General features: G+C 67.4%; 23 protein-coding genes and 2 riboswitches. Of the genes, 13 read left to right on the forward strand and 10 right to left on the reverse strand.

The window, feature by feature from the left end; genetic code table 11:
- Positions 1-77: 77 nt before the first annotated feature.
- Entirely contained in the window at positions 78-653 is a 576-nt protein-coding gene (gene dcd, locus ACV095_RS01415; protein WP_018769967.1) for a dCTP deaminase, read from the forward strand.
- A gap of 67 nt (positions 654-720) precedes the next feature.
- Here the strand turns inward: dcd and ACV095_RS01420 are convergent, their stop codons facing one another.
- The 3 genes from ACV095_RS01420 to ACV095_RS01430 all read right to left on the reverse strand — a co-directional run bounded on the left by ACV095_RS01420 (position 721) and on the right by ACV095_RS01430 (position 3858).
- Positions 721-1902, reverse strand: a complete 1182-nt coding sequence (locus tag ACV095_RS01420) for a cation:proton antiporter (protein WP_026265881.1) — start codon at positions 1900-1902, stop codon at positions 721-723.
- Between the two features lie 5 nt (positions 1903-1907).
- On the reverse strand, positions 1908-2390 hold the full coding sequence (locus ACV095_RS01425) for a cation:proton antiporter regulatory subunit (protein WP_018769969.1): 483 nt from the start codon (positions 2388-2390) through the stop codon (positions 1908-1910).
- 64 nt (positions 2391-2454) lie between these two features.
- Positions 2455-3858 carry an MFS transporter gene (locus tag ACV095_RS01430; protein WP_478222752.1) on the reverse strand — a complete coding sequence of 468 codons (1404 nt, stop codon included), beginning with the start codon at positions 3856-3858 and terminating at the stop codon, positions 2455-2457.
- 194 nt (positions 3859-4052) lie between these two features.
- Here ACV095_RS01430 and ACV095_RS01435 point away from each other — a divergent pair, with 194 nt between their 5' ends.
- The 6 genes from ACV095_RS01435 to mnhG are packed head-to-tail and all read left to right on the forward strand — an operon-like array spanning position 4053 to position 10550.
- The gene (locus ACV095_RS01435; RefSeq protein WP_223992901.1) at positions 4053-7139 is read left to right on the forward strand and encodes a Na+/H+ antiporter subunit A; all 3087 of its coding nucleotides are present in this window, start codon (positions 4053-4055) and stop codon (positions 7137-7139) included.
- Positions 7136-7741, forward strand: coding sequence for a Na(+)/H(+) antiporter subunit C (locus ACV095_RS01440; protein ID WP_268002122.1), 606 nt, complete (start codon positions 7136-7138; stop codon positions 7739-7741). The genes ACV095_RS01435 and ACV095_RS01440 overlap by 4 nt, the downstream gene beginning before the upstream one ends.
- Positions 7738-9339, forward strand: coding sequence for a Na+/H+ antiporter subunit D (locus ACV095_RS01445; protein WP_134165010.1), 1602 nt, complete (start codon positions 7738-7740; stop codon positions 9337-9339). Before ACV095_RS01440 ends, ACV095_RS01445 begins: the two co-directional genes overlap by 4 nt.
- Entirely contained in the window at positions 9336-9881 is a 546-nt protein-coding gene (locus tag ACV095_RS01450) for a Na+/H+ antiporter subunit E (protein WP_018769974.1), read from the forward strand. Before ACV095_RS01445 ends, ACV095_RS01450 begins: the two co-directional genes overlap by 4 nt.
- Complete coding sequence (locus ACV095_RS01455) at positions 9881-10156, forward strand: MrpF/PhaF family protein (protein WP_018769975.1); 276 nt, start codon at positions 9881-9883, stop codon at positions 10154-10156. The genes ACV095_RS01450 and ACV095_RS01455 overlap by 1 nt, the downstream gene beginning before the upstream one ends.
- Positions 10146-10550, forward strand: a complete 405-nt coding sequence (gene mnhG / locus ACV095_RS01460) for a monovalent cation/H(+) antiporter subunit G (RefSeq protein WP_478222753.1) — start codon at positions 10146-10148, stop codon at positions 10548-10550. The genes ACV095_RS01455 and mnhG overlap by 11 nt, the downstream gene beginning before the upstream one ends.
- Before the next feature lie 9 nt (positions 10551-10559).
- Here mnhG and ACV095_RS01465 read toward each other — a convergent pair whose 3' ends face one another.
- The 4 genes from ACV095_RS01465 to ACV095_RS01480 form a co-directional block, all read right to left on the reverse strand.
- Positions 10560-10823, reverse strand: coding sequence for a DUF4235 domain-containing protein (locus tag ACV095_RS01465; RefSeq protein WP_018769977.1), 264 nt, complete (start codon positions 10821-10823; stop codon positions 10560-10562).
- A gap of 119 nt (positions 10824-10942) precedes the next feature.
- On the reverse strand, positions 10943-11158 hold the full coding sequence (locus ACV095_RS01470; RefSeq protein WP_144600106.1) for a CDGSH iron-sulfur domain-containing protein: 216 nt from the start codon (positions 11156-11158) through the stop codon (positions 10943-10945).
- 55 nt (positions 11159-11213) lie between these two features.
- Entirely contained in the window at positions 11214-12266 is a 1053-nt protein-coding gene (locus ACV095_RS01475; protein ID WP_478222754.1) for an iron-containing redox enzyme family protein, read from the reverse strand.
- Positions 12267-12426: 160 nt separating this feature from the next.
- Positions 12427-12969, reverse strand: coding sequence for a heme-degrading domain-containing protein (locus ACV095_RS01480; RefSeq protein ID WP_478222755.1), 543 nt, complete (start codon positions 12967-12969; stop codon positions 12427-12429).
- An 85-nt stretch (positions 12970-13054) separates the two neighbouring features.
- A riboswitch (TPP riboswitch) is annotated at positions 13055-13195 on the forward strand.
- 66 nt (positions 13196-13261) lie between these two features.
- Between ACV095_RS01480 and ACV095_RS01485 the strand changes: the two genes are divergently transcribed.
- The 5 genes from ACV095_RS01485 (at position 13262) to ACV095_RS01505 (ending at position 19166) form a co-directional block, all read left to right on the forward strand.
- On the forward strand, positions 13262-13885 hold the full coding sequence (locus tag ACV095_RS01485; RefSeq protein WP_478222756.1) for an ECF transporter S component: 624 nt from the start codon (positions 13262-13264) through the stop codon (positions 13883-13885).
- Positions 13885-15435, forward strand: coding sequence for an ABC transporter ATP-binding protein (locus ACV095_RS01490; RefSeq protein WP_478222757.1), 1551 nt, complete (start codon positions 13885-13887; stop codon positions 15433-15435). The genes ACV095_RS01485 and ACV095_RS01490 overlap by 1 nt, the downstream gene beginning before the upstream one ends.
- Positions 15432-16232, forward strand: a complete 801-nt coding sequence (locus ACV095_RS01495; RefSeq protein WP_018769983.1) for an energy-coupling factor transporter transmembrane component T family protein — start codon at positions 15432-15434, stop codon at positions 16230-16232. Before ACV095_RS01490 ends, ACV095_RS01495 begins: the two co-directional genes overlap by 4 nt.
- A 117-nt stretch (positions 16233-16349) precedes the next feature.
- A complete protein-coding gene (locus ACV095_RS01500; protein WP_134165014.1) occupies positions 16350-17873 on the forward strand; it encodes a UDP-N-acetylglucosamine 1-carboxyvinyltransferase in 1524 nt (507 codons plus the stop codon).
- Positions 17874-17939: 66 nt separating this feature from the next.
- On the forward strand, positions 17940-19166 hold the full coding sequence (locus ACV095_RS01505) for a glutamate--cysteine ligase 2 (RefSeq protein ID WP_056391918.1): 1227 nt from the start codon (positions 17940-17942) through the stop codon (positions 19164-19166).
- Between the two features lie 136 nt (positions 19167-19302).
- Here ACV095_RS01505 and ACV095_RS01510 read toward each other — a convergent pair whose 3' ends face one another.
- From ACV095_RS01510 to ACV095_RS01520, 3 genes are read right to left on the reverse strand one after another with little or no spacing between them, the layout of a single operon-like run.
- A complete protein-coding gene (locus ACV095_RS01510) occupies positions 19303-20511 on the reverse strand; it encodes an O-succinylhomoserine sulfhydrylase (RefSeq protein WP_056391915.1) in 1209 nt (402 codons plus the stop codon).
- Positions 20512-20922: a rhodanese-like domain-containing protein gene (locus ACV095_RS01515; protein ID WP_018769987.1), complete on the reverse strand. Its 411-nt coding sequence runs from the start codon at positions 20920-20922 to the stop codon at positions 20512-20514.
- Positions 20919-21194, reverse strand: a complete 276-nt coding sequence (locus tag ACV095_RS01520) for a DUF1737 domain-containing protein (protein WP_018769988.1) — start codon at positions 21192-21194, stop codon at positions 20919-20921. Before ACV095_RS01520 ends, ACV095_RS01515 begins: the two co-directional genes overlap by 4 nt.
- A 13-nt stretch (positions 21195-21207) precedes the next feature.
- A riboswitch (SAM riboswitch) is annotated at positions 21208-21323 on the reverse strand.
- Positions 21324-21548: 225 nt separating this feature from the next.
- Between ACV095_RS01520 and opgC the strand changes: the two genes are divergently transcribed.
- Positions 21549-24014, forward strand: a complete 2466-nt coding sequence (gene opgC / locus ACV095_RS01525) for an OpgC domain-containing protein (protein ID WP_478222758.1) — start codon at positions 21549-21551, stop codon at positions 24012-24014.
- Positions 24015-24036 lie beyond the last annotated feature (22 nt).

The following is a 24036-nucleotide window of genomic DNA, read 5'->3' on the forward strand; positions in this document are numbered from 1 at the left end:
CGCAACATTAGCCCCACGAGGCCACAGCAACAACGGGAAAGTGCGGCTGTGGATAACCGATACGGTAATTTGGGACGGTGCTGATCTCTGACCGCGACATTCGTGCCGAAATTGATTCCCAGCGGATCGTGCTGGAACCGTTCGATCCTGCGATGGTCCAGCCGTCGTCCGTGGATGTCCGGATCGACAAGTTCTTCCGCCTGTTCGACAACCACAAGTACGCGCACATCGATCCCGCGCAGGAGCAGCCTGAGCTGACGAGGTTGGTGGAAGTGGAGCAGGACGAGGCCTTTATCCTGCACCCGGGGGAGTTCGTCCTGGGTTCCACCTATGAAACCGTGACGCTGCCCGACGACATCGCGGCCCGCCTGGAAGGCAAATCATCCCTGGGCCGCCTGGGCCTGCTCACGCACTCCACCGCAGGTTTCATCGACCCCGGATTTTCCGGCCACGTCACCCTGGAGCTGTCCAACATGGCCACGCTGCCCATCAAGCTGTGGCCGGGGATGAAGATCGGGCAGCTGTGCTTCTTCCGGCTCAGCTCGGCCGCGGAATACCCCTACGGCCAGGGCGAATACGGCAACCGGTACCAGGGCCAGCGCGGCCCGACCGCAAGCCGCAGCCACCTCAACTTCCACCGCACCAGCATTTAGCCGCACCAGCGTTCAGCTGCGGCAGTGTCCGGCAGAACCGGCACGGCCGCCGGCGCGCCTCCAGCGCCTAGAGCTGCGGGGCGACGGCCGGCCTCCGGATAAACGGCCTGGCCAGCGGTTCCACGTAGCGTGCGGCCAGCGGGCCCAGCACCGCCATCAGCAGCACGTAGGCCGTAGCCAGCGCCGCCAGCTCGCGCGGGACCACTCCCGATGCAACGGCCAGGCCGGCGATCACGATGGAGAATTCGCCGCGGGCCACCAGCGCGGCGCCGGCGCGGAACCGGCCGGGCCTGGCGATGCCGGCGCGTTTGGCGGCCCAAATCCCGGTGGCCATCTTGGTGGCGGTGGTGGCCGCCGCAAGGACCAGGGCCCAGCCAAGGACCGGGGGAATGGATGACGGGTCCGTGTTGAGTCCGAACGCCACAAAGAAGATGGCGGCAAACAGGTCGCGCAGGGGTTCAAGGATCCGGGTGGCGTTGTGGGCCGTGGAACCCGAGATTGCGATGCCCAGCATGAAGGCCCCCACGGCTGCGGAGACCTGCATTGCCGATGCCGCCCCCGCCACCAGCAGGGCGGCCCCCAGGACGTTGAGCAGGAAGACCTCGGAATTTTCGCTGTGCACCGCCTTGGAAACATGGTGCCCGTGCCGCAGCGCCACCATGAGGACCATGGTGACCACCGCCAGGGCGATGCCCACCGCGGTGAGCCCGCCCAGGAAACTTACTCCCGCGAGCGTTGCCGTGAGGATGGGCAGGTAGACGGCCATGGCCAGGTCCTCGAACACCAGGATGGACAGCACCACTGGTGTCTCGCGGTTTCCCAGCCGGCCGAGGTCGGTGATGACCTTGGCGGCGATGCCGGACGAGGATATGTACGTGACGCCGCCCATGACCATGGCGCCCACGCCGCCCCAGCCCAGGAGCAGGGCCAGTCCCGCGCCGGGCAGGAAGTTAAGGACCAGGTCCAGGACGCCGGCCTGCCACGAGCGCCGCAGGCCGGTGAAGAGCTCAGACGCCGTATATTCCAGTCCCAGCATAAGCAGCAGCAGGATGACGCCGATCTCGCCGGAGAGATGTGCGAACTCGTGCATGCCTTCCAGTTTGACGATGCCGCCCGCACCAAAAGCCAATCCGCCCAGCAGGTAGAGCGGGATGGGCGACATTCCGATCCGTCCGGCCAGCCTGGCCAGCAGCCCCAGGCAGAACACAACGGCCCCCAGTTCAATGAGGGTCAGGGCCAACGGGTCCATAGGGCTTAGCCGTGGCGCAGGATATCGGCCGCTGAGTCGAGGCCTTCCTGGGTACCCACAGCCACCAGCAGGTCGCCGGGGTGCAGCACGACGTCGGGGCCGGGCGACGGCAGCACCTCGCCCTCGCGCATGATGGCCACGATCGACACGCCGCAGCGGGTGCGGATGCAGGCCTTGCCCATGGGCTGGTTCTGGAACGGGGAGTCCGCGGCGATGGAGAACTGCCGGGTGACAATCCCGGGAACGTCCTTGTGCTCTTCCGCGAGCTTCATTGCCAGGTGCGTGCCGCCGAGGAGGTTGCCCAGGGTGGCGGCTTCGTCGCTGGTGAGCGGAATGGAAGCCTGGCAGGTGTCGGGGTCGTCCCAGGTGGAAACGATGAGTTCCGTCTGGCCTTCCCGCCGCTCCACGACACCGATGCGGCGTCCGGAGGCGGTCATGAAATCCTTCCGGCGGCCCAGGCCGGGAAGGTTGGTTTCGTCCACGTTCATAGGTCAAGCCTAGTCTGCCTGGCAACACTTGGCCGGGGCCTGGAACGTGGCCCGGAAGGTGTTTTCAGGCGGCGGGGACCACGGCGATGGGTGCCTTGGCCGGCGACTTCACCGGTAGCAGCACCACGAGCCCTGCCAGGAGGACCACCATGATGCCCAGGATCCCCCACCGCTGTGCCTGCCCGGCCGGCACCAGGGGGGTGGCCACGGTGATGCAGAGGGTGAACAGCGCCGGCGCCAGGAAGCTGACGGCCCGTCCGGTGGTGGCGTAAAGGCCGAACAGCTCCCCGGATTCGCCGTGCGGCGCGAGCCGGGCCAGGTATGCGCGGGAGGAGGACTGGGCAGGCCCGACGAACAGGCAGAGGAAGAGCCCGAATACCCAGAACGTGGTGGTCCCGGCCCACTGCATGCCGAAGAAGACATAGTCCCCGTTGCCCAGGGCCAGGATCGCCGACCCGGCGACCAGGAGGCCCGCCAGGGACCCGGTGATGACAGCTTTGGGGCCCACCTTGTCGTCCAGGAATCCGCCAATGACCGCCCCGACGGCAGCCACCACGTTTCCGAAAATGGCGAAGAAGATCACTTGGGACAGGGCAAAGCCGAAGGTACCGGCAGCGATGATGCCGCCAAACGTGAAGACGGCGGCCAGTCCGTCACGGAACACGGCACTGGCCAGCAGGAAGTAGATGGTGTGCGGGCTGGTGGCATAGATCGCCTTGATGCGCCGGAACAGCAGCCCGTAGCTGGCAAAAAAGCCCAGGCGGCCCGCCTGTGCGGACCGGGGCAGTTCGGGGACGGCAAACAGGACGGGGAGGGCGAAGACGAAGAACCACAGGGCGGAGAAGACGGCAACGAGCCTGATGTTGAGGCTGTCCCGGGTGGACGCGCCGAACCAGTCAAAGGCCGGCTGGACGAACAGCTGCAGGACGATCAGGAGTGCCACGATGCCGCCAAGATAGCCGGCTGCCCAACCCAGGCCGCTGACCTTTCCGATGTTTTGCGGCGTGGAGACCTGGGCCAGCATGGCGTTGTAGTTCACGCCGGCAAATTCAAAGAACACGTTGCCCAGGGCGATCAGCGATACCCCGAGGAGCAGGAATTCCGGGCGGGGGAATACGAAGAAGCACAGGGCCGTCAGGATGGCGACGGCGGCCGAGTTGACTCCCAGCCACAGCTTCCGCCGGCCCCCCGCGTCCGAACGCTGGCCCGTGACGGGCGCCAGCAGGGCGATGGCGAACCCGGCAACGGCAAGTGCGGCGCCCAGGACCGCCGAGGCACTGTCCTCGCCGCCGAAAGCCTTGGACGTCAGGTAGACGGTGAAGACAAAGGTGGTCATCACTGCGTTGAAGGCCGCCGAGCCCCAGTCCCAGGAAGCCCAGGCCAGTACGCGGCCCTTGCTGGAGTTCCGGGTTCCGGCTTCGAGTTCCGAGGCAGGCTGCATTGCTCCCGGAGCGCTGGCGCTGTTCATACGATGCATCGTATCCGCCGGTGGCGAACACCCTTGGGACCACGGGCCTTTGACGGCGGGGTTCCGCCGTCGGTGGCGCCGCTGACGGGGGAAGACACCCGACGGGCCTTGATAAACTGAGCCCTCCCGGACCTTACTTTTTGCCGCCTGCTCCAACTTTTGACAATCGAATTCCTGACGTTGCGGAGAATACAGTGATCACAGTCCTTGCCGTGCACTTTTCGGTGGCTGTCCTCGCGCCCTTCCTCTTCAGGCTCTGGGGCCGCAACGCCTTTTACGCGCTGGCTGCCGTTCCGGCTGCTTCCTTCGGCTGGCTGGTGTTCCAGCACGGTCCCGTCTACTCAGGGTCAGGGTCAGGAGCCGTCACCGAGGCCTTGGACTGGATCCCCAGCCTCCACCTGGAATTCGCCTTCCGCATGGACGCACTGGCTTGGGTGATGTCACTGCTGGTGCTTGGCGTCGGCGCCCTGGTGCTGGTTTATTGCGCCCGGTACTTCAAACGGAAAGACCAGGACCTCGGCCAGTTCGGCGCCCAGCTGCTGGCTTTCGCTGGTGCCATGTTCGGGCTGGTCACCGCCGATGACCTGCTGCTGCTGTTCATCTTCTGGGAACTGACCACCATCCTGTCCTACCTGCTGATCGGCTTCGCCCGGACCAGGCTTGCCGCCCGCCGGTCCGCCCTCCAGGCACTGATGGTCACCACTGCCGGCGGCCTGGCCATGCTGGTGGGCCTGATCATGCTGGGCTACACCGCGGGCACGTACCGTATCTCCAGCATCCTGGAGCAGGCTTCCACACTGGCGTCCGGACCGTCCGGCGCCGTGGTGGGTGCCGCCGTCGTGCTCATCCTGGTGGGTGCCATCACCAAGTCCGCGCTGGTCCCGTTCCACTTCTGGCTCCCCGGCGCCATGGCCGCGCCCACCCCCGTCAGCGCCTACCTGCATGCCGCCGCCATGGTGAAGGCCGGCATCTACCTGGTGGCGCGCCTCGCTCCGGGATTCTCCGCGACGGCGTACTGGCAGCCCGTGGTCCTGGGCCTGGGCCTGGCCACCATGCTGGTGGGCGGCTACCGGGCACTGCGGCAGACCGACATCAAGCTGATCCTCGCGTACGGCACCGTCAGCCAGCTGGGCTTCCTCACCATGGCGGTGGGCCTGGGAACGCCCGACGCCGCGCTGGCGGGCCTTGCCATGCTGCTGGCCCACGGCCTCTTCAAGGCCACGCTCTTCCTGGTGGTGGGCATCATCGATCACCAGTCCGGAACCCGCGACGTGCGCAAGCTGTCAGGGGTCTTCCGTTCCTCCCGTGCGCTGGGCATCGTGGCCGGCATCGGTGCCGCGTCCATGGCGGGCGTTCCGCTGCTGGCCGGCTTCGTCGCCAAGGAATCCGTGCTGGAGGCGTTCGTGCACCACGCCGCGGACCCGCACTCCGGACCGTGGGGCACGGTGGTCCTGGCTGGGCTGGTGGTGGGGTCAATCCTCACGTTCGCCTACAGCGCCCGCTTCATGTGGGGTGCCTTCGCGGTCAAACCCGGCGTGGACCCCATCCCCTTCAAAGCCATCCGGCCCTCCTTCCTCGCCGCCCCTGCCGTCCTCAGCGTCCTGACCATCGTGTACGGGCTCTGGCCCGTGCCGGTGGACGCCTGGATCCAGCCGTACGCGGCGCTGTTCGCTTCCACAGCGCCCGACGCCGGCACTCCGGCCGCGCAGGCGGGCCACCTTGCGCTGTGGCACGGACTGACCCCGGCGCTTGGGCTGACGGCCGTCACCTTCGTGCTTGGCGCGGCCATGTATCTTGGCCGCAACGCGGTGGCCCGCGTCCAGTCCCTGGTCCCGGCCTGGGTGGACGGCGACCGTGCCTACCAGCTGACCATCGGCGCCCTGGACGACGTGGCCGTCTGGATCACCGGCCGGACCCAGCGCGGCTCACTGTACTTCTACCTTGCCGTGATCCTCAGCGTGGCGTTCGTCCTGCCGCTCACGGCCATCCTCCTGGGCGGCAACCCCCTGCCGCAGAACGTCTACCTGGTGGATCCCAACTCCCCGCTGCAGCTTGTGGCCGGGGTGGGCATCGTGATCGGCGCCCTGGCCGCCGTCAAGGCGAACAAACGCTTCCTCGCTGTGCTGATGGTCTCCGTGACCGGGTACGGCATCGCCCTGGTGTTCGCCCTGCAGGGCGCTCCGGACCTGGCGCTGACCCAGATGCTGGTGGAGACCATCATCCTGGTGGCGTTCGTCCTTGCCATGCGCAGCCTCCCGCCGGAACTGCGGGACCGCACCGGCGGCAAATACCGGGTGGTGCGCGTCATCATCGGTTTGGGTTTCGGCGCCACCATGGTGTTCGCGGCCATTTTCGCCATGGGCGCCCGGACCGCCCTGCCCGTATCACTGCAGTTCCCGCAGCTTGCCTACGAGGGCGGCGGCGGCCTGAACGTGGTCAACGTGACCCTGGTGGACATCCGCGCCTGGGACACCTTCGGCGAGATCAGCGTCCTTGCGCTTGCCGCCACCGGCGTCGCCAGCCTGATCTTCGTACGCGGGCGCGGCGACCGGCTGCAGCGGTCCGCATCCGTTGCCGAGGGCACGGTGGGACGGTCCCACGGCGTGGATCCCGGCTCCCGCGACGGCGCGGCACTGGCCATCAGCCGCAGGTTCGCAGCCGCAGCCCGGGATCCCTGGATCGTCGCGGGCCGCACCCTGGCCCCCGAACGGCGCTCCATCATCTTCGAAGTGGTCACCCGGCTGCTCTTCCACTCGATGATCATCTTCTCGCTCTACCTGCTGCTGGCCGGCCACAACCTGCCGGGCGGCGGTTTCGCCGGCGGCCTCACCGCCGGCCTGGCGCTGACCATCCGCTACCTGGCCGGCGGACGCTTCGAACTGCGGGAGGCGGCGCCACTGAGCGCTGGCGCGCTGCTGGGCACCGGCCTGGCCCTGGCCGCCGTGTCCGGCGTGGTGCCCCTGCTGCTGGGCGGCCAGGTGTTCCAGTCCGCCATCATCCAGGTGTGGCTGCCCGTCTTCGGGGACATCAAATTCGTCACCTCCACGATCTTCGATATCGGGGTGTACATCGTGGTGGTGGGCCTGGTGCTTGACGTGCTGCGCAGCCTCGGGGCCGAAATTGACGAGCACATGGAGGAACGGTCGGCGGCCGCCCCACACCAGGACGAGCCGGACATCGACCGCCCCGGGCAGCCGGAACTGGAAGCTGAACGGGACCTGGAACCCCCGCTGGAGCCCGACACCGTCCCCGCCGAGACCACCGCAAAGGGCCACGCATGAGCGTCAACCTGACCCTGCTGATCGTCATGGGCGCCCTGTATGCCTGCGGCATCTACCTCATCCTGGAACGCAGCCTCACCCGGGTGCTGCTGGGGCTGATGCTCCTGGCCAACGCCACCAACCTGCTGATCCTGGCCACCGGGGGCTATGCAGGACTGGCGCCGCTGTTCGCCAAGGACACCCCGGCACAGGACTACAGCGACCCGCTCCCGCAGGCCCTGATCCTGACCTCGATCGTGATCTCGTTCGCCGTCACGGCGTTCATGCTCGGCATCATCTACCGCACCTGGCTGCTGGCGCGCCAGGACGACATCCAGGACGACCTGGAAGACCGCCGCGTGGCGGCGACCCCCAGCTTCGACGCGGAGGACGACGCCGAAATTCCGGCGGAAACCTCCGAGTTCCCGCTCACCATGCTGGGATCGGACGGCCGGGACGTCTCAAACCATGCAGCGTCCAACAACAACGCAGATCTGCAAACGGACCAGCCGGTGGCCACGCTTGTGGCCGGCGGCCGGGAGATGCCCGCCGAACACGCTGCCGCGGAGGAAAAGCCCGGCTCACTCAACGTCGACTCCGGCCCGGAAGGAGGCGGAAAGTGAACATCGCAAGCTTTGCCCCGCTCGCCGTCGTACTTCCCATCCTGGGCGCTGCCCTGACCTTCCTGCTGATCCGGCATACCCGGGCCCAGCGCGCGGTGAGCATCGCCCTGCTCTCGCTGACGCTGGCGCTCGAATGCCTCCTGCTGGCATCGGCGTGGAACGGCGGGACCGCTGCCGTGACCATCGGCGGCTGGCTGCCGCCGTGGGGCATCGTGATGGTGGTGGACCAGTTCTCGTCCCTGATGCTGGTGGTGTCCTCCGCCGTGAGCCTGGCCGTGCTGGTGTATGCCACCGGGCAGGGCATGGCCGACGGCGACCAGGACGCCCCGGTCTCGATCTTCCACCCCACCTACCTGATCCTGGTGGCGGGGGTGTCCAACGCGTTCCTGTCCGGGGACCTTTTCAACCTGTACGTGGGCTTCGAGATCCTGCTCACGGCAAGCTACGTCCTGATGACGCTGGGCGGCACTGGGCCGCGCATCCGCGCCGGCGTCACCTACGTGGTGGTGTCCGTGGTGTCCTCGGTGCTGTTCCTGATCTCCATAGCCATGGTCTACGGCGCCACCGGAACGGTGAACATGGCGGATCTGGCCATCAAGCTCGGGGACCTGGACCAGGGCACCAGGACCCTGCTGCACGTCATGCTGCTGGTGGCCTTCGGCATCAAGGCCGCCGTCTTCCCCCTGTCCTTCTGGCTCCCTGACTCCTACCCCACGGCGCCGGCCCCCGTCACCGCCGTGTTCGCCGGGCTGCTCACCAAGGTGGGTGTGTACGCGATGGTCCGGACCGAGACCCTGCTGTTCCCCGGGGACACCCTCAACACCCCCCTGATGGTGGCGGCGCTGCTGACCATGGTGGTGGGCATCCTTGGTGCCCTGGCCCAAAGCGACATCAAGCGGCTCCTGTCGTTCACCCTGGTCAGCCACATCGGGTACATGGTGTTCGGCCTGGCCATGTCCTCCGTTGCCGGGCTGGCCGCAGCGGTTTTCTACGTGGCCCACCACATCACCATCCAGACCAGCCTCTTCCTGGTCACCGGCCTGATCGAACGGCGGGGCGGGAGTTCCTCCGTGGACCGGCTGGCCGGCCTGGCCAAACTGTCGCCCATGCTGGCGATGCTGTTCTTCGTTCCGGCCATGAACCTCGCTGGCATCCCGCCCTTCTCGGGGTTCCTCGGCAAGGTGGGCCTGATGCAGGCCGGCGTTGAGCTGGGCACGCCACTGGCCTACGCCCTGGTGATCGGCGGGGTGGTGACGAGCCTCCTGACCCTGCTGGCCGTTGCCAGGGTCTGGAACCGCGCGTTCTGGCGCAGGCCCACCGACGCTGAGCATCCGGATCCGGTGCTCCTTGCCAGCCCGGCCCGGGTGTCGGGACCGGGCGCCAAGCTGAACACCGTGACCCTCCTGCCGCGCACCATGGTGGGCCCCACCCTGGGCCTGGTGGCGCTGGGCGTTGCCCTGACCGTCTTTGCCGGGCCGCTGTTCGGGCTCTCGGACCGGGCAGCGCGGGACATGCTGGACCGGACCCCGTACATCCAGTCAGTCCTGGGCCCTGATGTCCCGGTTCCCGCCACGCCTGCCGTGGGAGGTATGCGATGAGCCGCAAACGCATCTCCCTGCGCCAGGAACTGCCTCTCCTGGTCTGGCTGGTGATTGTCTGGGGCGCCCTGTGGCAGGACTTCAGCCCCGGGAACCTCCTCTTCGGTGCCCTGCTGGCAGTGGGCGTGGCCCGGTTGTTCTACCTTCCGCCGGTGGAGCTCAGCGGCCGGTTCAACATCCTTTACGCGGTTCCCTTCGCGCTTGCCTTCGTGGGCAAAGTGGTGGTGGCCAGCGCCCAGGTGCTGTACCTGGCCACGGTCCGCGGCCCCAAGGTGACCAACGCCGTCGTTGCGGTGAGGCTGCGCAGCCACCAGGACCTGATCGTCACCGCCACCGGCCACGTGATCTCCCTGATCCCGGGGTCCCTGGTGGTCGAGGTGGACCGCTCCACATCCACCCTCTACCTGCACGCGCTCAACATCGCCTCCAAGCAGGACGTGGAGGGCCTGCGGAACGAAGTCCGGTCCATCGAGGCCGGCCTGATCCGCATCATGGGCAGCCCGGAGGAACTCGAAGCCGTCCGAATGGAGGCCGCCACGTGATGCATGTTGTCCTGGCTGTTACAGCCGTCATCTTCTCGCTTGCTGCGGCCGGTGCCATCATGCGGATCGCCCGCGGCCCGTCATTGCTGGACCGGGTGCTGGCGGCCGACGTCCTCCTGGCCATCCTGGCCGGAGCCCTGTGCATCGACATGGCCGTGAACCGGCACCTGAACAACCTCATGCTGGTGGTGGCCATTTCCATCATCGGCTTCATCGGGTCCGTCACCGTGGCCCGTTTTGTGGCGGACCGAAGGGTGAAGCCCGATGAATCCTGACTTGTCCGGTCCCGACGGCTGGATCGACGCCGTCTCGGCAGTATTCATGGTGGTGGGGGCGCTCATGTCCCTGGGCGCCGCCATCGGCCTGCTCCGCTTCCCCGACCTGCTGAGCCGCATGCACGCGGCCACCAAACCGCAGGTCCTGGGCCTGTTCCTGCTGCTGGCGGCTATTGGACTGCAGATGCGGACATGGTGGGTATGGCCTGTCCTGATGGTTGCCTGGATCTTCCAGCTGCTCACCGTACCGGTGTCCGCGCACATGGTGGGCCGCGCGGGGTACCGCACCAAGCACCTGCACCGGGAGCTGCTCACGGCCGACGAGCTGGAGGCCGTGGTGCAAAAAGCCGCCGCCGAGGCTGCCCGGAAAGACAGCCCCGACGGCGGCGGGTAATGCCGGGAGCTAGACGATGTCCTGCGACTTGGCGAAGCGGGTGATGGCGCGCTGGGTGCCGCGGTTGGCCAGGACCTGGATGATGGCGCTGACCGACGCCGAGATCAGCGCGAAGGTCAACGCCGAACGCAGGCTGGTGGGGACATCCTCGTTCTTGCCGGTGGGGGCTTTCTGCCCGGTGGTCTTCTCCCAGATGGTGTTGACCAGCTTGGTGCCGGCCAGGCCTGCGCCGAGGCTCACCCCGGTTCCGAGCAGCTTGATGAAAAGGTTCATTCCTATTACTCCTTGCGGGCGGAAAACGGACTGCCTCCAGCCTAGCCGTACGCCCGTGCCGGTCCGGGCAAGGCCGTGGCGTGCTGCAGGCAGGTTGTTGGACTAAATGGCTTGTTGGACTACTTCGCGGGCGGCTCGGTGCGGAACTTGATCATCTTGTGCGTGCCGTCGCAGTAGGGCTTGATGGCCGAGGCGCCGCAGCGGCACAACGCAACGGTCCTGCGGTCGCGGGGCACCGCGTCCCCGGATGGGGTGACGATCTCGAAATCACCCCTGACGATCAGGGGCCCGTCCGGGCAGACCACGATGGAGCCCGCGGCGGATTCCTGGTCCATGTCCGGTCCTGTTCCATGCTGTCCGGGTTTCATGCCTGCACCGCTTTCGTCGTAGTCATGCTGCCGCCGGCACGGCCGCCCGCAGCGATGATGCCCCGGCTTCCCATGAGGACATCAGATGGGCGGACAGCCGGCCGTCGAGGGCCATGGCGGCAGTGGCCCCAAACAGGACGTCCGCGAGGAGTTCCGGCTCGGCTTCGACGAGGCCGCCGGCGAGGTCCCGGCCTGCGATCTGCTCGTGGACGGCGTCGGCCTCCACATGCTCATCGAAGTAGTGGGTGACGTCCGCGCCGAAACCGTGCCGGCGGAATCCGTTGCCGTAGAACCGGTTGGGCTGGGAGGAGGTCATCTCGTAGATCGCCAGGTGGCCGGTGATGGCACCCCGGAGCCGCCGGTTCAGGCCGCACAGCGACATGAGGTTGACGGACGCGAGGGAGACAGCGGGGACGGCATCCACGTACGCGCCGTAGCTGACGTCGAGGCCCAAACCGCGCATGGTCCGGGCGAACAGCGCGCTGTGCATGCGCTCGGGGCGGCCGCCGCCGTATTCATCCGCCTGGATTTCCACCAGGGCCGCCTTGGGCCGTCCGCTGAGCCGAGGAATGGCCCATGTATGCGGGTCGGCTTCCTTCAGCTGGTACATCGACTTGTGGATCAGGAACTCCCGGAGCTGGTCCACGCCCGCCTTCCTGGCGACGTAGCGGGAGACGCTGGGCCCGGTGTCCGTGGCTGCGAGGCCGAACAGGACGTCGGCTACCTGGTCGCTGGTCAGGGCACCGGCAGGCAGTTCGAAGTCTGCGGCGGCCTGGTGCGCGGCAGCACGGAGGGCTGCCTCAAACGGTGCCTCGACCAGCTGCCGGACCCGGATTAACGCCGGCTCCCACTCCCAGTTGTCGGAGACGCCGGCCAGGCCGGAATAGTGGAGCTCGTAGAGGCAGAAGAGGGCAAGCTGGATGTCCTCGTCGCCGATGATGTCATTAGTGCCGGCCACCTGCCGTGCCGCGAGGTGGTACAGCCCGTCCAGCCCCGTCCCGGCTTCGGCCGGAGCCTGCGCAAGGAGTGCGAACAGGGCGTTGCTGAGGGGGCCTCTGGATTCCGGGATTCTCATGGTGCTCCTTGGTCTGCCGCGCTGGTGACGGGAACGAACGCGGGACCGCCCATGGTGACTCCCATGCCCTGTCCTCCTCGAAACCCGGGAACCAATATAGTAAGCATGATTACTAATAAAAGCTAAGCAGGCTTCCTGTTGGCGGCAGGTCAACCGGCGCCTAATCCCGCAGCGACGACCCCAGGATGTCGCGCAGCGCCTCAACCACCAGGTCATGGTCCTGCAGTTGCGGCAACCCGGAGACGGTCACCGTGGCCACGGCGCCCACGCCGGTGACGTAGATCGGAAAGGCGCCGCCATGGGCTGCATACCGGGATTGGTCGAACCAGGCGTTGTCCTCGATCCGGCCGCCGCCCAGCCGGCCCCGCAACCCCACCAAAAGTGACGGCAGCTCGTACCGGGCGGCAGTGCGCTGCTTGGCGCGGATCCAGTGCCCGTTGTCCGGCGTGGCGCCCGGAAGCGCGACGTGGAACAGGACCTGCTCGCCCTTGGTGATGTCGATGGCGATGGGAAGGGACCGCTCCTTGCCCAGCTCCACCAGGAGCAGGCCCAGGTTCAACGCGTCATCCAGCGAAAAGCCGGGGAACTGGAGCTCCCGGACCTCCGCCTCGATGCGGGCGATCGACGCTTCCAGCGACCCCTCCAGCTGGGCGTCGGCGGAATCGGGATCGAATCCGGTCACATCCGGTGGAATGGCGCTCATGGCCCTCAATCTACCCCCGCCAGGTGTAAACTTGACCACGCCCGGAAGGGCAGTTCAAAAAGCCTTACCCATCCAAAAGCACCACTAATAACGACAGGGGAGCGCCGCCGTCGGACATCCTGGCACAAGCCGGGCACCGCAGGTGGGCGCTGAGAGTGCGGACAGCCGCAGACCCTCGAACCTGATCCGGTTAGTACCGGCGCAAGGGAGTCGAGTTCTCAAAGTGCCGCGGCTGCACGGCAACAGCCGTCAGCCGGGTCCACTTTCCCCTCCTGTTTCCCAGGAGGATCACATGAGTACTGCAGCAATCAAGAAGACCGCCAGTAAGTCCTGGCGCGTCGTGGACATCGTGGTCGCCGCGCTGGTGGCCATCGCGGGCGGCGTCATTTTCTGGGCGTGGGACCAGGGAGCAGCCGCGCTTTCTGCCCCCATGAATGCCGCCTACCCGCCCCTGACCGGGCTGCTGGCGGGCGGCTGGATGATTCCCGGCGTGCTGGGAATGCTCATCATCCGCAAGCCCGGGGCCGCCCTGTTCTGTGAAACCGTGGCCGCCACCGGGGAACTCCTCATGGGTTCCCAGTACGGTGCCTCGGTCCTCTTCTCCGGCTTCATCCAGGGCCTCGGCGCGGAAATCATCTTCGCCATCTTCGTCTACCGCAAGTTCAACCTGCCTGTCTCCCTGCTGGCAGGCGCCGCGGCTGGATTCTTCTGCGGACTGAATGACTCGTTCGCACCGTGGGGCTGGAACATCGCCTACTCCGGTGCGGACAAGCTGGCGTACATCGTGCTGACCACCCTCTCCGGCGCCATTCTCGCCGGCGCCCTGTCGTGGCTGGCCACGCGCGGCCTGGCGCGTACGGGCGTGCTGAGCTCCTTCGCTTCGCGCAAGGCCGCCACGGAGCCTGTCTTCTCCTGATGGCACCAGCCCAGCGTGACGGCGGCACCGTCCGCCCTGCCGCCGTCACAGCCCGGGGCTGGGGGTGGCGGCACGCCGGCAGGGCCAAGCCTGCCGTCCATGCGCTTGACCTGGACATCAGCCCGGGGGAGCGGGTGCTCCTGCTCGGCCCCTCGGGTGCCGGGAAGTCCACGCTCCTGCATGCGCTCGCAGGGGTGCTGGGGGACATTAACGACGACGGCGGCGAGGCGGGGGACGCCGACGAGTCGGGTTCGCTGCTGGTTGACGGCGCCGTGCCCCGCGCCCAGCGCGGGCGCGCCGGACTTATGCAGCAGGACCCCGAGACGCAGGTGGTCCTGTCGCGGGTGGGGGACGACGTCGCCTTCGGTGCCGAAAACCTTGCCGTCCCACGGGAAGCAATCTGGGCGCGCGTGCACGAGGCGCTTGCCGACGTCGGACTGTCCCACCTGCCGCTGGACCACCCGACGTCAGCCCTGTCCGGCGGGCAAAAGCAGCGCCTGGCGCTGGCCGGCATCCTGGCCATGCGCCCGGGCCTGATCCTCCTGGATGAGCCAACCGCCAACCTGGACCCGGACGGCGTGCTGGAGGTCCGCGATGCCGTGGCGCGGTGCCTGGACAAGACCGGGGCCACGCTGGTGGTGGTGGAGCACCGGGTGTCCGTGTGGAAGGACCTGGTGGACCGGATCGTGGTCCTGCAGCCGGGCTCCGCCGCGGATCCCGCCGTACTCCTGGACGGGCCGCCGGCCCGGGTGCTCACGGAGGCGCGGGCCATGCTGGCCGCCGCCGGTGTGTGGGTCCCCGGCTACGTCCCGGCAACCCGTGCCCGGGCGGTGGTCCCGGCCCCCGGCACGGGAAACCTCCTGCTCGCGGCCGAACAGTTGGGAGTCGCCCGCGAACGTCCCCGACGCAAGGGCTTAAGGAAGATTCCGCCGTCACCGGTCCAGGAAGGCCTGGCCGCGCAGGTGCGCGCCGGGCAGGCGCTCGCCGTGACGGGTCCCAACGGCGCCGGTAAGTCCACTTTCGCCCTGACCCTGGCAGGGCTGCTGGAACCGGTGTCCGGAAAGGTCTCCGCCACCATGGACCTGAGCCGCGGTGCCGGCATTGACCCGTACCGGTGGAAGGCGGATCAGCTGATTTCCCGAGTGGGGACGGTGTTCCAGGAGCCGGAGCACCAGTTCGTGACCGGCAAGGTGCTTGACGAACTGCTGTTCGGCCCCCGGCACCTGGGCCACGGCGGGGATCGGGTGGACGAACTGCTGGAGCGGCTGCGGCTCACCGCGCTGGTGGACGCCAACCCCTACACGCTCTCCGGTGGCGAGAAGCGGCGGCTGTCCGTGGCCACCGTCCTTGCCGCCAGCCCGCAGGTCCTGGTCCTGGATGAACCCACGTTCGGGCAGGACGCCAACACCTGGGCCGAGCTGGCGTCCTTCCTGTCCGAGCTCCTGGATACCGGCACTGCCGTGGTGTCCGTGACCCATGACGCCGAATTCACCCAGGCCTTGGGCGGGGCCGAACTGCGGATGGCCGCGGCGGAAGCGGTGGCGCCATGAGGCAGCAACTCACCCTGGGCGGCAACCATGCCCTCCTGGTCCGCGCCAATCCACTAAGCAAGTTCGCTGCCGTCCTGCTGATCACCGCCGTCCTGGCGCTGTCCATCGACTGGGTTTCGGCGTCCGTGGCCCTGGTCTTTGAGCTTCTGCTCTTTCCCCTGGCCGGGCTCACCCTGTCCCTGCTGTGGCAGCGCGGCTGGCCGCTGATCCTTGCCGCTGCCGTGGGTGGCTGGAGCACCTCCATCCTGGCCCCGGACAGCGGCCGGATCCTGCTCGACGCCGGGATCTGGTCCATGAGCGAAGGTTCCCTGCAGCTGGGCATCGGCTTCCTCCTGCGCGGCTTTGCGATCGCCCTTCCGGCCGTGCTCCTGATGAGCTGCACCGATCCCACGGACCTTGCCGACGCGCTGGCGCAGAAGGCGCGCCTGCCGCACCGCTTTGTCCTGGGAACGCTCGCCGCGATGCGCCTGGTGGGGCTCATGGCTGAAGAATGGCAGACCATCGGGATGGCCCGGCGTGCGCGCGGCGTGGGTTCGCGCGGCAGCGTGGCCCAGCGGGTGAAGGCCACGCTGGGCCAGAGTTTCGGGCTGCTGGTACAGGCCATCCGCCGCGCGTCCCGGCTTGCTGTGACCATGGAAGCCCGCGGTTTCGGCGGCGGCAACCGGACCTGGGCCCGGGAATCCACGTTCAGCGCGCTGGACCTTGGGGTGGTGGCCGGCGGTGTCCTGGTGGCCGGCCTCGCGCTATTTGCTGCCCTGGCCGCCGGGACCTGGAACATGGTGTGGCTGGGCAGTTGATGTTGGCGGTCCGGCCCAGGTGATTCCTATCGCATGCAGTGGGTAGAGGCTTTCCCGATGCCCCATACCAGTGGCCGATCAGGGCCCGCGTAACTCATCTATGATATATTTGCGGATATGACGCAGGAGACCGCTGAGCACGTTGCCGCCATGTTGAGGGATGCCCGGAGCGAGAAGGGCTGGACCCAGGGCCAGTTGGCCGCCGAGCTCGGCACCAGCCAGAGCGCCGTTGCCCGGATGGAGCAGGGCAAGCAGAACCTGAGCCTGAAGATGATCCAGAGGCTGGAAAAGATCTTCGACCGCAGCATCGTCAACGTCGGCAAGCCGCAGATGACGCACCTGCGGGTGGAGGGCGGCCGTACCCTCTCCGGTGCCGTGGATGTCAACAGCAGCAAGAACGCCGGCGTCGCCCTGCTGTGCGCCAGCCTGATCAACCGTGGCACCACCGTGCTCCGCCGGCTGGCACGGATCGAGGAAGTCAACCGCATCGTCGAAGTGCTGACCAGCATCGGCGTCGAGTGCACCTGGCTTAACGACACTGACCTGCGTCTTCGCCGCCCCGCCGTCCTGGACCTGGAAGCCATGGACGTTGACGCGGCGCGCAGGACCCGCAGCGTCATCATGCTGCTGGGTCCCCTTCTGGATGAGTCGCGGGAGTACCGGCTGCCCTACGCCGGCGGCTGCGACCTCGGCACCCGCACCGTGGAACCGCACATGCAGGCGTTGCGCCAGTTTGGCCTTGCCGTGGAAGCCACGGCCGGTTTCTACACGGTCCAGGCTCCGCCGGCGGACGGGCAGGACCGCTCCTTCGTCCTCACCGAACGCGGGGACACCGTCACCGAGAACGCCATCATGGCCGCGGCGCACCGGCCGGGAACCACCGTGATCCGCAACGCCAGCCCCAATTACATGGTGCAGGACCTGTGCTTCTACCTGCAGATGCTGGGCGTCACCATCGAGGGCGTGGGCACCACCACCCTGAAGATCACGGGCCGGCCCGACATTGACGCGGAGATCGAGTACTTCCCCTCCGAGGATCCCATCGAGGCGATGAGCCTCATCACGGCCGGCATCGTCACCAATTCCGAGGTCACGGTGCGGCGGGTACCCATCGAGTTCATGGAAATCGAGTTGGCCACCTTGGGCCAGATGGGGCAGAAGCTGGAAATTTCGGGCGAGTACATGGCCCGCAACGGCCGCACCCGGCTGGTGGACGTCACCACCAAGCCCTCCGGGCTGCATGCCCCGGAGGACAAGATCCATCCGATGCCGTTCCCCGGGCTGAACATCGACAACCTGCCGTTCTTTGCCGTCATTGCCGCGAACGCCGATGGCCAGACCATGATCCACGACTGGGTCTACGAGAACCGGGCCATTTACCTGACAGAGCTGAACAGGCTTGGGGCGCAGGTGCAGCTGCTGGATCCGCACCGGATCTACGTCAACGGGCCCACCAAGTGGCGCGCCGCCGAGGTGGGCTGCCCGCCGGCGCTTCGTCCGGCCGCCTGCCTGCTGCTGGCCATGCTCGCCGCCCGGGGCGTGTCCGAACTGCGGAACATCTACGTGATCGAGCGTGGCTACGAGGACCTGGCGGAACGCCTGAACACCATTGGCGCCAAGGTGGAGTACTTCCAGGACTAGCATTCACGGTTCGTCATGAATCGCCGGGGCCCCTCGAATGCCGGACAAGTATCGCAGAATGTTCGTATGCGTACTTTTGGCGTAGAGGAGGAACTCCTGATCGTTGATCCGGAGTCCGGGGAACCCCTTGCCCTGGCCGACGCCCTCCTGGCCGGCCACCGCGTTGCGGCTGACGATCTTCCCGTGGACCCGGAGGTCCACCACTCCGGAAAACAGGCGGATTACGACGACGAGATGGGCTTGAGTGCCGAGCTGAAGCTTGAGCAGATCGAGACCCAGACCCGTCCGTGCCTCGAATACGGGAGCCTGCTCGAACAGATCCGCGCGGGCCGCGCCCTGGCGGACCAGGCCGCCAGGAAGCATGGCGCCCGGGTGGCGGCCCTCGCCACCTCGCCCTTGGCCTCCACCACCCACACGACGCCCGACCCCCGGTACGCCAAAATGCTGGAGCGCTTCGGCCTCACCGCCCAGGAGCAGCTGACCTGCGGCTTCCATGTGCACACGTTCATCGAATCGCCCGAAGAGGGCGTGGCGGTCCTGGACCGGATCCGCGACAAGCTGGCAGTGCTGACGGCCCTGAGCGCCAATTCACCCTTCTGGAACGGCGTTCCAACCGGGTTTGAAAGCTACCGCACCCAGGCCTGGAACCGGTGGCCCACGGCGGGCCCGGCCGGTATTTACGGGACGTACCCTGCCTACCGGCGCGTGGTGACGCGGCTGCTGGAAAGCGGCGTCATGCTCGATGAGGGCATGCTGTACTTCGACGCCCGGCTGTCCCGCAACCACCCCACCGTCGAGGTTCGCGTGGCGGACGTCTGCCTTCGTGCCGAGGATGCAGCGCTCATTGCCGTGCTGGTCCGGGCGCTGGTGGAATCCGCCAGCAGGGAATGGCAGGCCGACGTGGATCCTGCGCCGGTTCCCACCGTCCTCCTCCGGATGGCCTCGTGGCAGGCCAGCAGCGCCGGGCTAAGCGGTGAACTCCTGGATTTTGGGAATTTCCGGCCCGCACCGGCCGCGGACGTGGTCCGGTCCCTGGTGGATTACCTGGCTCCCGTCCTGTCCGAACAGGGGGAGCTGGCACTGGCACGGCAGGGGGTGGAGGACATCATCGCCCGCGGAACAGGAGCCGCCGAACAGCGCCGCGCCCGGGACAAGGCGCTGGCGGGACCGCCCCCGGAGGACATGGGGTTCGGCGCCGTGGTGCGGCAGGCCGTCAATGTGACCATGCGGGATGCCCTGGATCTAGCTGACGTGGAGGGCACGCCCGAGCTGCTGCGGGTCCGCCAGAGCTGACCTTCGACGCGCATATCCATTCCCGACGCGCAGATTCCTCCTCGCGGCCCATATTTGGTGCGCGCCAGGGAATCTGCGCATCGAAAAGGAGGAAGCGCGTCGCCCGGACCCAGAGGAGCTAGGGCTTCCCGCGCGGCTAGATCTGCTTGAGGGCCTGTTCCAGGTCGCGGAGGAGGTCCTCCGGGTCCTCGAGCCCTACCGAGAGCCGCACCACGCCGTCACTGAGCCCAATGGCGGCGCGCCCTTCCGGCCCCATGGCGCGGTGCGTGGTGGTGGCGGGGTGCGTGATCAGGGACTTCGAATCACCAAGGTTGTTGGAGATGTCGATGATGCGCAGCCCGTCCAGCAGTGCGAAGGCCGCTTCCTTGCCGGAGCGCCCGCCGGAGGGAGCCAGCTCAAGCGTGAGGACCGTACCGCCGGCGCTCATCTGCCGTGCCGCCAGGTCGTACTGCGGGTGGGACTTGAGCAACGGGTACTTCACCCAGCTCACGGCGGGCTGTTCTTCCAGCCACTCTGCGAGCCGGAGCGCCGTGGCGGAGGAATGGTTCACGCGCAGGCTCATGGTCTCCAGGCCCTTGGTCAGGACCCAGGCGTTGAACGCGGAGAGCGCGGGCCCGGTGTGGCGCATGAGCTGTTTTACGGGACCGTCGATGAACTCCTTGGTGCCCAGGATGGCGCCGCCCATGACCCTGCCCTGGCCGTCGATGTGCTTGGTGCCGGAGTAGACGATGACGTCGGCGCCCAGGTCACCGCAGCGCTGCAGCAGGGGAGTGGCGAAGACGTTGTCCGCCACCACCTTGGCGCCGGCGGCATGCGCAAGTTCGCTGACCGCGGCGATGTCCACGATCTCCTGCATCGGGTTGGACGGGGATTCGAAGAAGACGGCGGTGGTGGGCTTGGAGAGGGCCTCGCGCCACTGGTCCAGGTCCGGCCCGTCCACGAAGACGGTCTCCACGCCCCACCGGGGAAGGATCTCGTTCAAAATCACGAAGCACGAACCGAACAGCGACCGGGCGGCCACCACCCGGTCGCCGGCAGCCAGCAGGGCACCAAGCGCGGTGAACACCGCGGACATTCCCGACGCCGTCGCGAAGCAGGCTTCGGTGCCTTCCAGCAGCCGGAGCCGCTCCTGGAAGGTGGCCACGGACGGGTTGCCGTAGCGGGAGTAGACAAAGCGTTCGTCCTCGCCGGTGAAGGCGCGTTCAGCTGCTGCCGCGGATTCGTAGACGAAGCCGGAGTTCAGGAAAATGGCCTCGGACGTTTCCTGGAAGTTGGTGCGGTCCAGCCCGCCACGGACAGCCTGGGTGTCGGGGTTCCAGCCGGGGGCGTCTTGGTTGAAGGTCACTTAGTTCTTTCCGAGGTTGGTGGGAAGGCCGCGGTTTTTCCAGCCGTTGACGGTGCGTTCGCCATAGCGGTCCGGCTCGCCTTCAAAGCCCTCCAGCACGTTGTAGGAGGTGAAGCCGGCCCGGGTGGCCGCTATGGCTGCCGCGATGGACCGCTGGCCGGAGCGGCACAGGAACACCAGTTCGGTTGAACGGTCCTCGGGCGCCTGCTGGCTGAGGTCGTTGATGAAGTCGGGGTTGGGGATGCCGCCGGGGAAGGTCCACTGGATGAAGAGGGGGTCGTTGTCCGTGGCCTTGGTGTCCGGAATGCCGATGTGGGCCCATTCGCCCTCGGTACGGACGTCCACCAGGATGGCGCCCTGTTCCAGCTTCTCCCATGCTTCCTGGGGCGTGAGGTCTCCCGCGTAGCTCATGCGTGGCCCTCGCCGTCGAACTCGCCTTCAAATTCGGCGTCCAGTTCATCCACTGCGGTGGCAACCGCGGCATCGGCCGAGGCGATTGCCGCCGGAAGGACCACTGCCTGCGCCACGATCACGCTGGTGCCGTTGAAGGTGGCTGCCGGGCTGCCGTGCAGCACATAGCCGTCGGCCAGGGCCGTGGAGATCCGCTCGCAGAATGAACGGTCATCCGGTCCGGTGATCAGGCGGTAGGACAATTTTTCGTCAGGGGCAGGTGCGTCAGACACGACGGATCTCCTTCTTTCACGCTTGCAGCTCGAATCGGTCGATATGCCGAGTATTCACCTGAGGCACCCCGCCGCGAAAGGGAGGGTTGCCGACCGGCCAGTCAGGGCTTCACACCGGTACTCATTACTCCCCAAAAACGTAACATCTGCCGCGCCAAGCCGCACCGCCGCCGTCGTCATGTTCCGTAATTGAGCAGCGCTGAAGGGAGGCGCGGGGTTGAAGGAAAGCGCGACGGCGGACATCGCCGCAGGTGGGCGGCCCGCCACGTGCCGCCCGGGGCCGCGGGGCCGATAAAGTTCTTACCGGGGCGCCGCCCCGTCGTCACAGCAATGAGCACCGGGGGTCCTGTCAGCATGCGGGCAAACACATCGCGCCACCAGGCCGCCATCCGCGGGACCCGGCGGCCGTCCATCGGTGCGTTCCTGGCCGCGGCCATCGTCAGCCTCCTTGCCCTGCTGGCGGCTGCGCCGGCGCATGGGGCGGACGCTGCGCCGGAGAAGGGAAAGCCCTGGCTGGGCGCGGTGCTCGAGTGGGGCGAGGACACCGCCGCAGGCTTCAGCGGCCGGCTTGGTGCCAGTCCGGCCGTCTTCGGCCACGACATCACCATCCCCTACCGCGATTCGGAACGGAACGACCTTGACGGCTTCCTTCAGCAGGCCGCGTCCCTAGGCGCCCACGCCCTGCTCACGGTGAAGCCGTCAGTGCCCCTGGACCAGCTCGGCACCGCGGAAGCGGAAGCATTCGCAGCGCAGGTGCGCGACCTTACGTCCGGGTTCAAGGGGCAGCTGCTGATCCGGTTCGCCCCGGACATGAATGCAAGCTGGGTGGCCTGGGGCCAGCAGCCCGCCGCGTACCGGCAGGCCTTCAGGGCTGTGGCGGCAGCGTTCAAGAAGTACGACGGCGGCCGGGCCACCTTGGTGTGGGCGCCTTACCTGGGCAAGGACTACCCCTTTGACCGCAACCGGGATGCCCCGCGGCCCGGAACCGAAGGCTTTTCCCTCCTGGACACGAACGGCGACGGGGCCTGGAACTCAAGCGACAGCGCCTACGCCCCGTACTACCCGGGTGACGACGCAGTGGACTGGGTGGGGCTGGCCGCCTATCACGACGACACGGCCGGCGGCCCCGCCGTCAACTCCGAGCCGAGGGCCGGCGAGCTCCAGGACATGCTGACATCCTCCGGCGGCGAAAACTTCTACGGCACCTATTCCGAGGGGCGCAACAAGCCGTTCCTCCTCCAGACCTCTGCTTTCTACAGCCCCGCGTCCGGCGGCGCGCAGGAAACGGACATCAAGGCAGGCTGGTGGGACCAGGTGGTGGGAACTGCCACTTCCCCCGCTTTTGCCCGGACTGCCGCCGTTGTCTGGGACGAGCGCACCAGCACCAGGGATACCGGCGTGGCAAGCATCAGCTGGCTGCTCACGGGACAGCCGGGCATCGCCAAAGCGGCCCTGGACAGGCTGAAGGCATCGCCAATGGTCACCGGGCCGGTCACCGACGTGGCATCCGGGAGCACCTACGTCCGGGCCAACACGCTCTCCGGGGCTGCCGCCTGGACTGTTGCCGCCGCCATGGCCATCCTCCTGGTGGCCCTGTGGCAGATACCCCGCCGGATCAACGCAGCCACGGCCTGGGGCTACCAGGATCCCTCCGCCAGGGACTCGCGCATCGATCTGCTGCGCGGGATGGCCATCGTCTTTGTGGTGGTGAACCACCTGGGCATGGCATCGCTGTTCCAGCTGCTCACCCAGGAGGCCGTGGGCTTCGTGTCGGGTGCGGAACTGTTCGTCCTGTTCTCCGGACTGGTGGTGGGCATGGTGTACGGGCCCAAGGCCAGGGAGGACTTCGGGCAGGTGGTCGACCTCACGACCCGCCGCGCCGGCAAGCTCTACCTGACGGCGCTGGCCGTGCTGATCGGCGTCTTCCTTCTGTCCCTGCTCCCGTTCTTCCACACCGAGGCCCTGACCACGTTCGTGGACCAGGGGACCGGTGGCGCCGGGCACAACGGGGCCGGCCGGACCTACGACCTCTATTCGGGCATGGCATCGCTGTTCCAGTTCCCCGTCCCGCCCCAGGTGCTTCCGGCCATCGTGCTGCTGCAGTTCGGTCCCTGGCAGTTCAATGTCATGGGGCTCTATGTGGTGCTGTTGCTGGTCAGCCCGCTGATCCTCGCGGCGCTGAACCGCGGGAAGGCCATCTGGGTCGTGGCGGTGTCGGTTGCCGTGTATGCGGCAGGTGCCATGACCAGGTTCCGGATCCTGCCCTCGCAGTTCGAGGACTCCTTCCCGCTGCTGGTGTGGCAGGTGCTTTTCGTGCTTGGGCTGGTTGCGGGCTACCATCGGCGCAGCATCACAGCGTGGCTGTCGCGCCACACGTGGGTGGTGGTTGCCTGCACCACGGCAGCATTCGCTTTGGCCTTCCTGTCCTGGGGCAACCCCTACCTGGCCAACGCCTATGACGTCCGACTGGCGCTTCTGCCGGATGCGTCCTACCGGGCAATGTATGACGCCTTCTTCGGCCGGACATACCTGGCCCCGGGCCGGCTGCTCAACGTCCTGGTCCTGGTGGTGGCTGCGTACGCATTCCTCAGTGCCTACTGGAAACCGGTGGACCGGGCCCTGGGCTGGTTCCTGGTCCCGCTGGGCCGGGCCACGCTGTACGTCTTCATCATGCACGTGGTGCTGATCGCCGTCGTGGCCAACATCCCGGCCCTGCAGCAGCAAAGCATCTTCCTCAACACCGTGGCCTACGCCGTGGTCCTGGGGCTGCTCTGGGTGATGGTCCGCACCAGGTTCCTCTTCCGGATCATCCCTACCTAGCCGGGGGCATGAAAAATGCTGC

The sequence above is a fragment of the Arthrobacter sp. JDC6 genome (assembly GCF_056484025.1).